This window comes from Brachybacterium sp. ACRRE, from assembly GCF_022346485.1.
GTDB lineage: Bacteria > Actinomycetota > Actinomycetes > Actinomycetales > Dermabacteraceae > Brachybacterium > Brachybacterium halotolerans.
Genome location: NZ_JAKRMO010000013.1, coordinates 18,216 through 32,835 on the forward strand (window position 1 = coordinate 18,216; position 14,620 = coordinate 32,835).

The 14,620-nt window shown below is 71.3% G+C and carries 13 protein-coding genes; 9 read left to right on the forward strand and 4 right to left on the reverse strand.

The window, feature by feature from the left end:
- The first annotated feature begins 36 nt into the window (after nt 1-36).
- From MHY49_RS05670 to MHY49_RS05700, 7 genes are all read left to right on the forward strand, one after another.
- Nucleotides 37-1,422 (forward strand): RNA polymerase sigma factor, encoded by a 1,386-nt coding sequence (locus tag MHY49_RS05670; RefSeq protein WP_370646005.1) that lies wholly within the window; start codon nt 37-39, stop codon nt 1,420-1,422.
- A gap of 199 nt (nt 1,423-1,621) precedes the next feature.
- Nucleotides 1,622-2,377 carry an HAD family hydrolase gene (locus MHY49_RS05675; protein WP_239203103.1) on the forward strand — a complete coding sequence of 252 codons (756 nt, stop codon included), beginning with the start codon at nt 1,622-1,624 and terminating at the stop codon, nt 2,375-2,377.
- Nucleotides 2,374-3,234, forward strand: a complete 861-nt coding sequence (locus MHY49_RS05680; protein ID WP_239203104.1) for a MurR/RpiR family transcriptional regulator — start codon at nt 2,374-2,376, stop codon at nt 3,232-3,234. The genes MHY49_RS05675 and MHY49_RS05680 overlap by 4 nt, the downstream gene beginning before the upstream one ends.
- Nucleotides 3,221-4,207 carry a carbohydrate ABC transporter permease gene (locus MHY49_RS05685; protein ID WP_239203105.1) on the forward strand — a complete coding sequence of 329 codons (987 nt, stop codon included), beginning with the start codon at nt 3,221-3,223 and terminating at the stop codon, nt 4,205-4,207. Before MHY49_RS05680 ends, MHY49_RS05685 begins: the two co-directional genes overlap by 14 nt.
- A 112-nt stretch (nt 4,208-4,319) precedes the next feature.
- Entirely contained in the window at nt 4,320-5,690 is a 1,371-nt protein-coding gene (locus tag MHY49_RS05690) for an ABC transporter substrate-binding protein (protein ID WP_239203106.1), read from the forward strand.
- Nucleotides 5,691-5,763: 73 nt separating this feature from the next.
- On the forward strand, nt 5,764-6,672 hold the full coding sequence (locus tag MHY49_RS05695) for a carbohydrate ABC transporter permease (RefSeq protein WP_239203107.1): 909 nt from the start codon (nt 5,764-5,766) through the stop codon (nt 6,670-6,672).
- A gap of 74 nt (nt 6,673-6,746) precedes the next feature.
- A complete protein-coding gene (locus MHY49_RS05700) occupies nt 6,747-8,123 on the forward strand; it encodes an MBL fold metallo-hydrolase (protein ID WP_239203108.1) in 1,377 nt (458 codons plus the stop codon).
- A 76-nt stretch (nt 8,124-8,199) separates the two neighbouring features.
- On the opposite strand, the gene MHY49_RS05705 is transcribed toward MHY49_RS05700, so the two are convergent.
- Entirely contained in the window at nt 8,200-8,418 is a 219-nt protein-coding gene (locus tag MHY49_RS05705) for a hypothetical protein (protein WP_152353098.1), read from the reverse strand.
- A 295-nt stretch (nt 8,419-8,713) separates the two neighbouring features.
- Between MHY49_RS05705 and MHY49_RS05710 the strand changes: the two genes are divergently transcribed.
- Nucleotides 8,714-10,786, forward strand: coding sequence for a type IIA DNA topoisomerase subunit B (locus tag MHY49_RS05710; protein ID WP_370646006.1), 2,073 nt, complete (start codon nt 8,714-8,716; stop codon nt 10,784-10,786).
- Nucleotides 10,783-11,568 carry an imidazole glycerol phosphate synthase subunit HisF gene (hisF, locus tag MHY49_RS05715; protein WP_239203109.1) on the forward strand — a complete coding sequence of 262 codons (786 nt, stop codon included), beginning with the start codon at nt 10,783-10,785 and terminating at the stop codon, nt 11,566-11,568. Before MHY49_RS05710 ends, hisF begins: the two co-directional genes overlap by 4 nt.
- A gap of 36 nt (nt 11,569-11,604) precedes the next feature.
- On the opposite strand, the gene MHY49_RS05720 is transcribed toward hisF, so the two are convergent.
- From MHY49_RS05720 to MHY49_RS05730, 3 genes are all read right to left on the reverse strand, one after another.
- Entirely contained in the window at nt 11,605-12,516 is a 912-nt protein-coding gene (locus MHY49_RS05720; protein ID WP_239203110.1) for a D-hexose-6-phosphate mutarotase, read from the reverse strand.
- 81 nt (nt 12,517-12,597) lie between these two features.
- A complete protein-coding gene (locus MHY49_RS05725) occupies nt 12,598-13,530 on the reverse strand; it encodes a hypothetical protein (RefSeq protein WP_239203111.1) in 933 nt (310 codons plus the stop codon).
- Between the two features lie 39 nt (nt 13,531-13,569).
- Nucleotides 13,570-14,502 carry a hypothetical protein gene (locus MHY49_RS05730; protein WP_239203112.1) on the reverse strand — a complete coding sequence of 311 codons (933 nt, stop codon included), beginning with the start codon at nt 14,500-14,502 and terminating at the stop codon, nt 13,570-13,572.
- Between the last annotated feature and the right edge of the window lie 118 nt (nt 14,503-14,620).

Sequence of the window (14,620 nt, forward strand, 5' to 3'; positions counted from 1 at the left end):
CGCCCTCACGCAGGTATCCTTCGGGTCGGGTGGTGCATCGGCCCGTGCACCATCGTTCGCCCGCGAGACACCGGTCCGGCCCTGCGAAGGACCGGCGGAAGAAGGAACTCAGTGACTGCTTCGCACACCACCGTCGACGACAAGACCGCCGTGACCGATGACGCGAAGGACGCCGCGCCCGTGAAGGGGAAGGCGGCGACCTCGTCCGCGAAGTCCACCAAGAAGGCCCCCGCGAAGAAGACGGCCGCGAAGAAGACGGCCGCCAAGAGTGCCGCGGGCGGCATCGCCGGCAAGAAGAAGACGGCCTCGAAGGCGACGGAGGCCGCGCCCGAGGAGGACCTCGAGGCGACCGCGGAGGACGAGCAGGCGCCCGAGGAGGGCGAGGAGACCGAGGAGAAGGACCCCAAGGGCGTCCACAAGGCGAACCAGAAGTCGGACGAGGAGTCCGGCGGCCTGGTCATCGACTCCTCCGAGGATGACTCCCCGGCCCAGCAGGTCGTGACCGCCGGCGCCACCGCCGACCCGGTCAAGGACTACCTGAAGCAGATCGGCAAGGTCGCACTGCTGAACGCCGCCCAGGAGGTCGAGCTCGCCGAGCGCATCGAGGCCGGCCTCTTCGCCGAGCAGCTCCTCAAGCGCGACGAGAGCATCGTGCGCACCAAGAAGGGCCGCGAGCTCGGCATGATCGTCGAGGACGGCCGCGCCGCCAAGGACCACCTGCTCGAGGCGAACCTGCGACTCGTGGTCTCCCTCGCCAAGCGCTACACGGGCCGCGGCATGCTCTTCCTGGACCTCATCCAGGAGGGCAACCTGGGCCTCATCCGTGCGGTCGAGAAGTTCGACTACACCAAGGGCTACAAGTTCTCGACCTACGCGACCTGGTGGATCCGTCAGGCGATCACCCGCGCCATGGCCGACCAGGCCCGCACCATCCGCATCCCCGTGCACATGGTCGAGGTCATCAACAAGCTCGCCCGCGTGCAGCGCCAGATGCTCCAGGACCTGGGCCGCGAGCCCACCCCGGAGGAGCTCGCCAAGGAGCTCGACATGACCCCCGAGAAGGTCGTCGAGGTCCAGAAGTACGGGCGCGAGCCCATCTCGCTGCACACCCCGCTCGGCGAGGACGGCGACAGCGAGTTCGGTGACCTGATCGAGGACTCCGAGGCGATCGTGCCCGCGGACGCGGTGAGCTTCACCCTCCTCCAGGAGCAGCTCCACTCGGTGCTGGACACCCTCTCCGAGCGCGAGGCCGGTGTGGTCTCCATGCGCTTCGGCCTCGAGGACGGCCAGCCCAAGACCCTCGACGAGATCGGCAAGGTCTACGGCGTGACCCGCGAGCGGATCCGCCAGATCGAGTCGAAGACCATGAGCAAGCTGCGCCACCCCTCGCGCTCGCAGGTCCTGCGCGACTACCTCGACTGAGACTCCTCCGCTCAGCGCACGACGGCCCGGCACCTCCCGCAGGTGCCGGGCCGTCGTGCATGGCGCGGGCGCGGCGCCGGGGATGCACGACGCCGCGGACGCACGGCACCGCGGACGGGGCGTGAACACCCGACGAACATCCGTTCCGGATGTTCCGGAAAGTCTGGTCATCCGTTCCAGCGCGGCCTAGGCTCGCACCGTGATCCCGGACACCCCGCCGCTGTCGACCTCCCTGCATCCCGCCGCAGGACCCGTCGTCGTCTTCGACTTCGACGGCACGGTGTGCCTGGGCGACGGTCCCGTCCTCGCCTACGCCGAGGCGGCCTGCGCACGCATGCCCGCAGCCGACGCACGCAGCGTCCGCTTCCGCTTCGAGGACTGGATGGCGGGCCTCTCGCCCGACCACCACGCCGACGCCTACGTCGCCCTCGCCGCGCTCGCCCGGCCGATCCTCGGGGACGAGCTCTCCGAGGCCTACCTCGACTCCCGCCGCCGTCTCGTCCACGACGATCTGGGCGTGCGACCCCCGGAAGGCCTGATCGCCCTCCTGGACGAGCTCGCCGAGGCAGGGGTGCGGCGCGCCCTGCTGACGAACTCGCCCGCCGTCGGCATGGACGAGACCCTCGTCCACCTGGGCGTGCGCGGACGCTTCGACCAGATCGTCGTCGGCGCGAAGAAGCCCTCCCGGATGCCCGAGCACCTGCGCGTCCTCCTCGGCGACGAGCCCGCCCACCACCTCGTCTCGATCGGCGACAACTGGCGCAACGACGTCGCCCCCGCCGTCGAGCTCGGCGCCGTGGGCATGCTCATCACCGGCGCGTGGGGGGACAGCGCGCTGCCTCCGCAGGCTCTGGCCGTCCAGCGGGGCCACCATCTGTCCGAGCTGCTGCCCGCCCTGCGCCGCTTCGCCGCCGACGCCGAGGCGTTCGCCCCCAGCCGGGACCTCGCCCGATGAGCACCGCACGGCCGTCGAACCGCGCGAGCGCCCCCACGCTCGCCTCCCGCCTCGCGGCCGCCGCGCCCACCCTGGGCCCCGCCGAGGAGCAGGTGGCGCGCGTGCTCGTCTCCCACGCCGAGGAGCTCCCGGAGCTGTCCACCGCGCAGGTCGCAGAGCTCTCGGGCACGTCCCGGGCGAGCGTCGTGCGGACCTGCCAGCGCCTCGGCTACACCGGCTTCCAGCAGCTGCGGGTGCTCGCGGTGCGCGACGCGGCAGGCGAGCGAGGCGGCGCCCAGGAATCCCCGGACACGGTGATCGGCGCGGCCCGCGCGCTCGCCGAGCAGACCGTTCAGGCCACCGACATGCTCCAGGAGGAGCCGCTGCAGAGCACCGTCGCCGAGCTCGCCGCCGCCCGCCGGGTGCTCGTGGTCGCCGGCGGACTGAGCGCATCCGTGGGAGCGGCGCTCAGCGCGCGTCTGCTGCGCCTGGGGCTCACCGTGATCTCGCCGGCCGACCCCTTGGACGCGGAGATCGCCGCGGCCGCGCTGGGCCCCGAGGACCTCTGCATGGCGATCTCCGCCTCCGGCGTGAACGCCCAGACCCTGCGCTGCGTGCGCGCGGCCGCGGGAGCGGGTGCGCGCACCATCGCGCTGACCGCCTTCCTCGGCACCCCACTGGAGCAGGCCGTCGGCCGCACCCACATCACGCCGCTCCCGCACCGTCACTACCAGGACGAGTTCCACAGCCCCTCGCGGCTGGCGCAGCATGCGCTCGTCGAGGCGCTCGGAGGGGCCCTCGAGCTCCGGCTCGGCGAGGGCGCGGGAGCCGTCCAGGACCGGATCCTCGAGGTGGTGAGCGGTCATGTCGACGAGTGAGAGCTCCCTTCCGCAGACGCTCCGGCCGGCCGGCGCCGGCCGGCCGGGGAAGCCCGCGCCCCGCACCGGCCCCGCCCGCCGCCGCAGCCGTGCCCGTCGCGCCCTGACCTCTCCGATCGCCTACCTGTTCGTCGCCCCCGCCATCGCGATCTTCGGGATCTGGACGATCTTCCCGACGCTGTACACCTTCCGGGTCTCGGCCTTCGACTGGAACCAGCTGAACCCCGCGATGAGCGAGTTCATCGGGCTGGGCAACTACCGGGACATGCTCTCGGGGAGCACCAACCCCTCGTTCTGGCAGACCTTCGGGGTCTCCTGCTACTTCGTGATCGCCAACGTCGTGGTCGGCACGATCCTCGCCCTGCTGCTCGCCCTGCTGGTGCGGCGCGGCTCGAAGCTCATGGCGGCCGCCCGCACCAGCTTCTTCCTCGCCTACATCGCCCCGGGGGTCGCCACGGCCCTCATCTGGCTGTGGATCTTCAACCCGCGCTTCGGACTCGCCAACGGGGTCCTCTCGCTCCTGCACCTGCCGGTGATCGACTGGCTGGGCGACTCCCGCTCCGCGATGCTCTCGATCATCGTCTACTCCGTCTGGCACGAGGTCGGGTTCCTGGTCCTCGTGTTCGTGGGTGGACTGATGACCACCAGCGGGGAGCTGTCCGAAGCGGCGAAGGTCGACGGCGCGAACCCCTGGCAGGAGTTCAGCCGGGTCACCCTTCCGCAGCTCATCCCGTACGTGGCCTTCGTCGTGATCATCTCCTCGATCTCGTCCCTGCAGGCCTTCACCCAGTTCTTCGTGCTCACCGGCGGCGGCCCCGGCTACTCGACCTCCACGATCGGCTTCCAGCTCTACCAGCAGGCGTTCGTGCTCGGGAACACCGGCTACGGGGCGGCGCTCGCGGTGGTGCTGTTCCTCATCACCCTCGTGCTCTCGATCATCCAGCTGCGGATCTCCGCGAGGCTCTCGCGATGATCGGCCGTCCTCCGCCGACCGGCCCGCCGTGCCCTCGACCGCCCCGCTCCCGACGACCTCTGCCACTCATCGCCCCGCCGTGCCCACCCGCACTCTCACCCAGGAGAACCCGATGACCGCCATGCGCCGCACCTCCGCCCGCACCGCACACAGCATCTCGTCCCGCATCGCTTCGGCGCCCACGCGCCGCACCGTCCTCGCCGGCGCCGCTGCCTCGGCGAGCGCTCTGGCCCTCGCCGCCTGCTCGTCCGGATCCTCCGGCTCCAGCGACGGCGACGACTCCGGCAGCGACGCCGTGCCGTCCTTCGACCCCGACGCGAAGACCACCATCACGTTCATGCACGCCATGGCCTCGGGCGATCAGAAGACCGCGCTCGAGAAGATCGTCTCCGACTTCGGGAAGGACCATCCGAACGTCACCATCGAGCTGCAGGACCAGCCCGATTACGGCACCCTGCAGACCAAGACCAAGGCGCAGGTCGGCGCGGGAAGCGCGCCCACGATCGCCCAGGCCTACGGCAACTGGGCCAGCGAGTACGCCGACTCGAAGGTCATCGTGCCCCTGGACGCGTACGCGAAGGCCAACGAGGACTACGCGGACTTCGCCGAGGCCGTGAAGAAGGACATGCAGCTCACCGACGGCAAGATCTGGATGTGGCCCTTCAACAAGTCCGTCGTGGTCGTCTACCGCAATGCGGAGATGGTGAAGGAGGAGCCGAAGACCTGGGACGACTTCGCGAAGGTCAGCAAGGACGTCTCGAAGGACGGTGTGGTCGCCCTGTCCATCGACCCCGGCAGCGCCAAGGGGCCCGCCGGCGGCACGGCCCTCTACGAGATCCTCGCCGAGTCCATGGGCAGCACGGTCTTCGCCGACGACGGCACGCCGCAGTTCTCCGAGGACGGCTGCGTGAAGGCCCTCGAGTACCTCGTGGACCTCAAGGACGCGGGCGCGCTCGCGATCGCCTCGGGCTATCCCGGCCAGGAGGCCCTGGGCGCCGAGAGGGGGGCCTTCGACGTCTCCTCCGTGGCCTCGTTCCCGTTCAACGAGCAGGCTGTCGGCGGGAAGTTCGAGATGGGCGTGAGCGCCCTCCCGGAGGGGCCCTCCGGTGCGGCGAACCAGCTGGCCGGCACCAACATCGTCCTGTTCGCCGATGCGAGCGATCAGGAGCGCGCCGCCGCCTGGGAGTTCATGCAGTTCATCACCACGCCGGAGCAGCAGGCCTCCTGGGCGGCTGCCACCGGGTACCTCCCCGTCAGCTCCGCCTCCCTCGAGCAGGACGCCATGAAGAAGGTCGTCGAGGAGCGCCCGTGGATCACCGATGCCGTGAAGCAGCTCGACACCGCGCGTTCCCTGCCCCCGGTCACGAGCGTCACCGAGGCCTCCGGCCTGCTCTCGGTCGCGCTGCAGGACGCCTTGCAGGGCAAGGCGAAGCCGGCCGACGCCCTCGCCGACGCGCAGAAGAAGGCCGAGGCGCTGGGCTGAGGCGGCGCGGGCAGGGACCACGAGGACCACACGGTCCACGGGCGACACGAGGGACGAGGAGGCGAGTGAGCCGATGACCAGCACGAGCACGACGCTGCGCAGCAGCACGGGGGAGGAGATCCCGCGCAGGCGCCGTCGGCCCCGGCCCGTCCAGCGGGTGCTGTCGGTCCTCGCCGTCCTCGCGGCGCTCGCCTTCCTCTTCCCCCTGCTGTGGACGCTGTACACCTCGATCTCCTCGCCCGACGACGTGTACACGCTCCCGCCGCGGATCCGGCCCCCGGGCGAATGGGGCCACTACGTCGAGGCCGCCGCGCAGAACTATGCGCGGGCGTGGGCGGCCGCGCCCTGGCCGCGCTACTTCGGCAACACGGTGTTCATCGCGGTGTGCGTCGTGGGGCTGACGCTGCTCACGGGACTGCTCGCGGCCTTCGCCTTCGCACGCATGCGGTTCCGCGGCCGCGGGGTGCTGTTCCTGCTGGTGATGAGCGTGATGATGGTCCCGCAGACGGTGCTGCTGGTGCCGAACTTCCTGCTCGCCCAGAAGATGGGCCTCTACGACACCTATGCGATCCAGATCCTCCCGTGGGGCGCGTCCGTGTTCGGGATCTTCCTGCTGCGGCAGTTCTTCCAGACCCTGCCCGCCGAGATCTTCGAGGCCGCCGAGCTCGACGGCGCGGGCCCGGTGCGCATGCTCGCGCAGGTCGCCGGGCCGCTCGCCGTGCCCACGATGATCCTCGTGGGCCTGAACGCCTTCATGGGCTCCTGGAACTCGTTCGTCTGGCCGTACTTCATGACCAAGTCCGATCAGCTGCGCCCCATCGAGGTGGGGCTGCAGACCTTCCAGTCCGAGAACGGCAACGACTGGACCGGGATGAGCGCCGCGGTCGTCTTCACGACGATCCCGGTGATCCTGCTCTTCCTGTTCCTCCAGAAGTACTTCGTGCGCGGCGCCTTCTCGACCGACGGGGCGGTGCGCGGATGAGCGGACGGATCAGCGGGCAGGGGACCGGGCCGACGGGGACGACGAGACAGCCGGGAACGACGGGGAGCGAGCAGATGGACGAGACGACGGGCACGAGCATCGAGATCCATGGCGGGGTGCGCGTCATCGGCGGCACCAAGGTGCTGATCAGCACCGCGCGCGCCCGCGTGCTGCTGGACATCGGCGAGGACATCCCGGGCGAGGCGGACCTGCTGCGCGAGAGCACCCGCGTGCGCGAGGGCCACGGTCTCGCCGATCGCCTGCGCCTGGGTGTCGCGCCGCGGATCGCCGGGCTGTTCGCGCCGGAGGAGCTGCGCGCCGTCGGGCCCGGCGCACAGGACGTGCAGGCGCTCGTGGCCGCGGATCCCCGACCGCTCGTCGTCGTCCTCTCCCACGCCCACATCGACCACGACGGGCTGCTGGCGCACCTGCGGCCCGAGGTCCGGGTCCTCGCCCATCCCGAGACGATCGCCCTGCATCGCGCGCTCGAGGAGGCGGGTGCCACGACGCCGGGGACCGCCGCTCGTCTCACTCCGATCGAGGAGGGGCAGGAGGTCGCCGTCGCGGACCTTGCGGTCACCGTGCACCGGGTGGACCACGACGTGCGCGGTGCGATCGGCACCATCGTGCGCGCCCCCGACGGAGCCCTCGCCTACACCGGGGACGTGAACCTGCACCGCGAGGACGGGGTGCACTCGCGCGCCTTCCTCGAGGCCGCGCGTGGGGCCGACGTGCTCGTGTGCGAGACGACGATGCTGAGCTTCGACCCGCCGCCCCTCGAGCCCCGCAGCGAGGAGGAGATCGCGCGCGTCGTCACCGAGGCGCTGGCCGGCAGCGAGGACCTCATGCTTCTGAGCGCGTACGAGCGGGACGTCGACCGCGCCGCACTGCTCGTCCGCACCGCCGCCGACGCAGGGCGCACGCTCGTGTGGCCGGGACGCCACGCCGCCGTGCTCACCGCGATGGGGATCGGGGGCGTCGTCACCTGGGACGGGACGCGGCCCCAGTCCGGGAGCCAGCGCCGGGCGGGGGAGCTCGCCGCCGGTCGCGAGCGGAGCGCGGCGCGCACCGTCGGCATCGACGCGGTCCAGGCAGCCCCCGATCGCTTCCTCGTCCAGATCGACCCCGAGGACTTCACCTCCCTCCTCGACCTCCCGCTGGGGCCCACGAGCGCCTGGATCCATTCGCAGGGCGAGCCGCTGGGCCCGTTCATGCGCGACTGGGACGTGTGGCAGGACTGGCTCGAGCGCTTCGGACTCGCGACGGTGCCGGCCGGCTCCTCGGGACATGCCGGCCCGCTCGCGCTGCGCGAGATCGTCGAGCGGATCGGCCCCGCCCGCGTGATCGCCCTGCACGGCTTCCACCCCGAGCGCCTCGAGGTCGACGGCGTGCGGACGGTCCTCCCCGAGATCGGCGTGCCGATCCCGCTGCGCGAGGTCGGCACGCGCTGATCGGACCCACCGGACGCACGAGGGCCCCGCATCCTCGGCGGATGCGGGGCCCTCGTGAGTCAGGGAGTGTGCGGGATCAGTCCTCGACCGGCACCGGGCGGGCGTGCAGGCGCTCGGTCTCGTCGATGACCTCCGAGGCGAGCGGACGGAAGGCGTCCTCGTGCGCGCGGGCGTGGTGCCCGCAGAACAGCAGCTCGCCACCGGCGGAGAGGGAGACCTTGACGTAGGCCTGGGCGCCGCAGCGGTCGCAGCGGTCGTGCGCGGTCAGTCGCGGGGCTTCGACGGTCGTGTTCATGCCCCACATTCAAGCACCGCGCGGGCGTCGGCGGCGTGATCCGCGCCTCCGGTTCGCTCACCGCGCAACGCCCGTGCGCCCCGCCACGCCGGGGACGCCCGTCGGCCCTGGTCGTCGGGCTCGCCGCCGTAGAATGACGCGCGTGTCAGACACCACCGCGTCCTCCGAGTCCCCGACCGCCGAGTCCCCGTCCCCGGAGGGCTCCGCGTCGTCATCCGCGAAGCCCGCCGCGAAGCGCTCGACGAAGGCCCCGGCGAAGTCCGCCTCCAAGCAGGCCGCCTACGACGCCCGCCATCTGCAGGTGCTCGAGGGCCTCGAGGCCGTCCGCAAGCGCCCCGGCATGTACATCGGGTCGACCGATTCGCGCGGGCTCATGCACTGCCTGTGGGAGATCCTCGACAACTCCGTGGACGAGGCCCTGGGCGGCAACGGCGAGAGCATCGAGGTCATCCTCCACGAGGACGCCTCTGTCGAGGTCCGGGACTCCGGGCGCGGCGTGCCCGTGGACACCGAGCCGCGCACGGGCCTGACCGGCGTCGAGGTCGTCTACACGAAGCTGCACGCCGGAGGGAAGTTCGGCGGCGGCTCCTATGCCGCCTCGGGCGGCCTGCACGGCGTGGGCGCGAGCGTCGTCAACGCGCTGTCGGCCCGCCTGGACGTCGAGGTCGACCGCGCCGGGGTCACCTACGCCATGAGCTTCCAGCGCGGCGTCCCGGGCGTCTTCGCCGACGGCGCCGACGCCCCGGGGCCCGACGCCCCGTTCACCGCCGCCGACGGCCCCGCCGAGCTGCGCAGGGTCGGGAAGGTCAAGCGCGGCGTCTCCGGCACCCGCGTGCGCTACTGGGCCGATCCCCAGATCTTCATCAAGGGCTCCCACTTCTCGAGCGAGGAGCTCGTGCGCCGCGCGCGCCAGACCGCGTTCCTGGTGCCGGGCCTGGGAATCACGATCTCGGACCGTCGGCCCGAGCGCAGCCCCGATCAGGACGAGGAGCGGTCCTTCCGCTACGACGGCGGCATCTCCGAGTTCGTCGAGTACCTCGCGCAGGACCAGAAGATCACCGACGTGATCCGCCTGCAGGGCAGCGGCGACTACACGGAGACCATCCCCGTGCTCGACTCCAAGGGCCACATGGTCTCCAAGGACGTCGACCGCACGTGCGAGGTCGACGTGGCACTGCGCTGGGGCGCCGACTACGACACCACCCTGCGGTCCTTCGTGAACATCGTGGCGACCCCCAAGGGCGGCACCCACACCTCGGGCTTCGAGCAGGCGCTGCTGAGGACGCTGCGCAAGCAGGTCGAGAACCAGGCGCGCCGCGTGAAGTTCAACGCGAAGAACGAGAAGATCGAGAAGGACGATGCGCTCGCCGGTCTCACCGCCGTGGTCACCGTGCGCCTCGAGGAGCCGCAGTTCGAGGGCCAGACGAAGGAGGTGCTGGGCACCCCGGCGGTGCGGCAGATCGTCTCCAAGGTCGTCGAGCAGCAGCTCACCGGCTTCCTCACCTCCACGAAGAAGGAGGAGAAGGAGCAGGGGGCGCTCGTCGTCGACAAGGTGGTCTCCGAGATGCGCGCCCGCATCGCCGCGCGCATGCACAAGGAGGTCTCCCGCCGCAAGAACGCCCTGGAGTCCTCGACGATGCCCACCAAGCTCGCCGACTGCCGCTCGACCGACGTCGAGCGCTCCGAGCTGTTCATCGTCGAGGGCGACAGCGCGCTGGGCACCGCGAAGAACGCGCGCAACTCCGAGTTCCAGGCGCTGCTGCCGATCCGCGGCAAGATCCTGAACGTCCAGAAGGCCTCCATCACGGACATGCTCAAGAACACCGAGTGCGCCGCGATCATCCAGGTGCTCGGCGCGGGGTCCGGCCGCACCTTCGACCTCGAGCAGGCGCGCTACGGGAAGATCATCATGATGAGCGACGCCGACGTCGACGGCGCCCACATCCGCACCCTGCTGCTGACCCTCTTCCACCGCTACATGCGTCCGATGCTCGAGGCCGGACGGATCTTCGCCGCCGTGCCGCCTCTGCACCGCGTGGAGATCATCCACGGCGGCAAGAAGAAGAACGAGTACGTCTACACGTACTCGGAGAACGAGCTGAACCGTCTTCTGAAGAGCCTGGACAAGCGCGGCAAGCGGTACAAGGAGCCGATCCAGCGCTACAAGGGCCTGGGGGAGATGGACGACGACCAGCTCGCCGACACCACGATGGACCCGCGCCACCGCACCCTGCGCCGCGTGCGCATCGAGGACGCGGAGGCCGCCGCCTCGATGTTCGACCTGCTCATGGGCAGCGACGTCGCCCCGCGCAAGCAGTTCATCATCGAGGGGGCCGAGGAGCTGGACCGCGAGAGGATCGACGCATGAGCCTCGCCGTCCGCGTCATCCCCTGCCTGGACGTCGACGACGGCCGCGTCGTCAAGGGCGTGAACTTCCAGGGCCTGCGCGATGCGGGCGATCCGGTCGAGCTCGCCCGCCGCTACGGCGAGGAGGGGGCCGACGAGCTCACCTTCCTCGACGTGAGCGCCTCGGCGAGCGGCCGCGGCACCATGCTCGACGTCGTGCGGCGCACCGCCGAGCAGGTGCTGATCCCGCTCACCGTGGGCGGGGGAGTGCGCTCGGTGGAGGACGTCGACCAGCTGCTGCGCGCCGGAGCCGACAAGGTCGGCGTGAACACCGCCGCCATCGCCAGGCCCGAGGTCATCACCGAGATCGCCGAGCGCTTCGGCAACCAGGTGCTCGTGCTCTCGGCCGACGTCCGCCGCGTCACCGAGGAGACGCCCGACGGTCCCGCGCGCTCCGGTTCGGGCTTCGAGGTCACCACACACGGCGGCCGCCGCGGCACCGGCATCGACGCGATCGCCTGGATCGCCGAGGCCGCGGAGCGCGGCGCCGGCGAGATCCTGCTGAACTCGATGGACGCCGACGGCACCACCAGTGGCTTCGACCTCGAGCTGATCCGCGCAGCCCGCGCGGCGGCGGACGTGCCGCTCATCGCCTCGGGCGGCGCGGGCCGCGCGGAGGACTTCCCGCCGGCGGTGCGGGCGGGCGCCGACGCCGTGCTCGCCGCGAGCGTCTTCCATTTCGGCACCCTCACCATCGGCCAGGCGAAGGAAGCCCTCGCGGCCGACGGTCTGCCCGTCCGCTGACGCCGCCCGCCGGGCAGGCACCGCGAGCCTCCGGGCTCAGCTCCGGGCGACCTCGTAGCGCGCCTTGAGGCAGTGGGTCGCGCCGGGGGCGAGGGCGACGAAGCCGTCCTTGGCGACGGCGGTCTCCACGCACACGAACTGCTTCCACGCATCGAGCGGCATGTCGTCGAGGTGCGCGGCGCCGTCGCTGAACGGGTTCCACAGCACGGTGCGGCTCGAGCCGTGCGGGCTCACCACGATGTCGCGCTCGAGCACCGGGTCGTGCACGGTGACGGGACCGGAGACCTCGTACACCCGGTCCACAGGGCCGTCGATCTCGGGCTCGCCCTCCTGCACGGCCGGGGCGAGATCGCGCAGGTTGTCGAGGTAGGAGGCGCCGGTGAGGCCGGTGAAGCGCGCCGCCTCGACGTCGCCCACGGAGAGATACGTGTGCAGGGCGGCCTCGAGCTCGAGGGGCTCGTCGCCGGCGGTCACGTCCAGACGCACCTGGAGGTGATCCGCACCGATCACGAACTGCACCTGCGCGGCGATGCCCTGCCCGGAGGGGTCCGCCCCCTCGAGGCCCAGGGTGATCGCGACGGAGTCCGAATGCACCACGTCCGCGTCCTCGTCGGCCCAGCCGTGGAAGTGCTCGCCCGCGACGACCTCCCAGCGGTGATTGCGCAGCCAGCCGTGGGAGGGCGTGGTGCGCCCGTCGCGGCCGGGCCCGAACCAGGGGCCGATCAGCGGGATGCCGCCGCGGATCGGCTCGCCCTCCGCGTAGACCGCGTCGGGGCTCGTCCACAGGACGTCGTCCTCGCCGTCGGGCACCCAGGAGGTGAGGTGCGCACCGTCGAGGTGGATGACGGCGGAGCATGCGGGGATGTCCACCACGAGCGCGGGCGTGCCGTGCAGGTCCTCGAGGGTGACTCCCTGGGGCAGGTCTTCGGGGCTGGTCGTGGTGCTCATGCCCCTATGGTCGCACCGTTTCGGCCCGCCGGTGCAGGGGTGGGGACGAATCCGCCCGGAGCATGCGGCGTCCGGGTCCTGTCAGGGACTGCGGACGAGCCGGACGGCCTCGTCGACGGCGGCGGCGAAGTGATTGTCGGCCGGGCGCGGGGGTTCCGTCCGGGGGGAGTCGGGAGCGGGGATCTCCTCCTCGCCGATGAGGACGACGTCCGGGGTGCGACGGGCCGGATCTCCCAGTCTCGCGCCGCGCACTTCGGCGGCGGGCCACTGCCGGCGCACGCGGAAGACCATCTCGCCCTGCATCTCGAGGAATCGGCGGTCGGTCATCAGCCAGATGCGCTTCGCATCCATGAAGGTCTGATCGGTGCCGCGGGTGTCGAGGGCGAGCCCCTTGTCCCAGCGCTGGGCGGCGAGCGGCACTTCGTCCGGGTCGAGGCGGGCGATGATGTCCGTCGCCTCTCCGGCGACGCTGCTGCCGTCCCGACCCCGCAGGAACTCGAGGGCCTCGAGCCGGGGGTCCATGCGTCGAGGCGTGATCCCGGTGATCTGCTGCCAGTGCTCGGCGAGGGACCCGCCCCGGGAGAGGACGTCGAGAGCGGCCTGCGCACGGCGGACGACGTCCTTGGCGCCGGCACGGCTGCGATCGGCCACGTCCAGGTGCGTGCCGTCCCGGAAGCGCACGCGGATGCCGCGCAGGCCCTTCCGCGAGATGTCGGTGACCTGGTCCCATGTCCACTCGCGGTGCTCGGTGGGCAGCTGCGTCGTGAGCTCGCCGTGCTGGCGGTGGATCATGACCCGACGGTCGGTGAGGAGGAGCGGTCGCATCTGGCGCAGCGGAGCGGCGACCGCGATCGTGAGCTCGCCGGGCTCCATGAGCAGGTCCGGCAGGAACCAGATCTCCCAGGGCGTGATGGTGTGGGCGGAGGTCCGCGTCAACCGGTCGGAGCAGATGTCCCGCAGGCAGCGGGCGCTGGTGAGATTGCGCAGGGCGTGCTGGGGATAGGCGACGGGCATGACGGCGATGATACGTACGACGGGATCACCCGCCGCGGGTCACCCGCGGCGGATCGCCTCGACGGCCTCGTTGATGGCCGAGACCGCCCGGATGTCGCTCATCGTGGGCCTCTCGACGCTGGGTGCGCTGGGGAACGGGATCTCGCCGGCGGTCGTGATCAGGGTGTCGGTCGTGCGGCGCTCCGTGTCCCGCAGGCGCGCTCCGAGGATGTCGTGGGCGTCCCACTGGCGGCTCACCCGGAAGGACGTGTCCCCCTGGAGCTCGAGCAGGCGGCGGTCGGTCATCACCCAGATCCGGGTGCCCTGGGCGAGGAGCTCGTCCGTGCCGCTGCTGTTGACCGTGAGGCCCCGGCTCCACTGCTGCGCCGAGAGGGGCACCTCGTCCCGCTCCAGCACCTTCATGATGTGCCAGCTGTTCCCGGAGACGGAGCTCGTGTCCCTGCCGCGCAGATACTCGAGAGCCTCCATGCGGGGATCGCGGGACTGCGGCGTCATCCCGGTGATGCTCTGCCAGTGCTCTCGCAACGACCCGCCGGCGCGGTGGACGTCGAGGGCTCGACGCAGTCGTTCGACGACGTTCTTCGCGACGGAGCGCTTCGTGTCCCGCACGATCGTGCGGCTGCCGTCCTTCCACCCGAGTCGGATGCCGGTCCACCCCGTGGACTCCACGACGGCGAGCTGGTCCCACGACCACTCCTGATGCACGAGCGGGGCGTTGTGGAGGTAGCCGCCGTGCTCGCGGTGGAGCATGATCCGCCTGTCGGTGGCGAACAGCGGCATGATCGGCTTCGTCGGTGCGGCGACGGTGATCGTCAGCTCGCCGGGGGCGAACGAGCGCTCGGGGACGAACCAGATCTCCCAGGGCGTGAGCGTCGGCCTCATCGACTTCCGCATCCTGTCGTCGCACACGTCGTACAGGCATCGGGCACTGGGCAGGTTGCGCAGGGTGCTCTGGGGGAAGGCGACGGGCATGACGGCGATGATACGCACGGAAGGCCCCGAGATCCGTGCCTCGAGGTGCTCGGGAAGGACCTGCCGCCCAGACGGGTCGCTGCGAGTGCGGCAGGTGAGGGCATGGCCGACGACCACA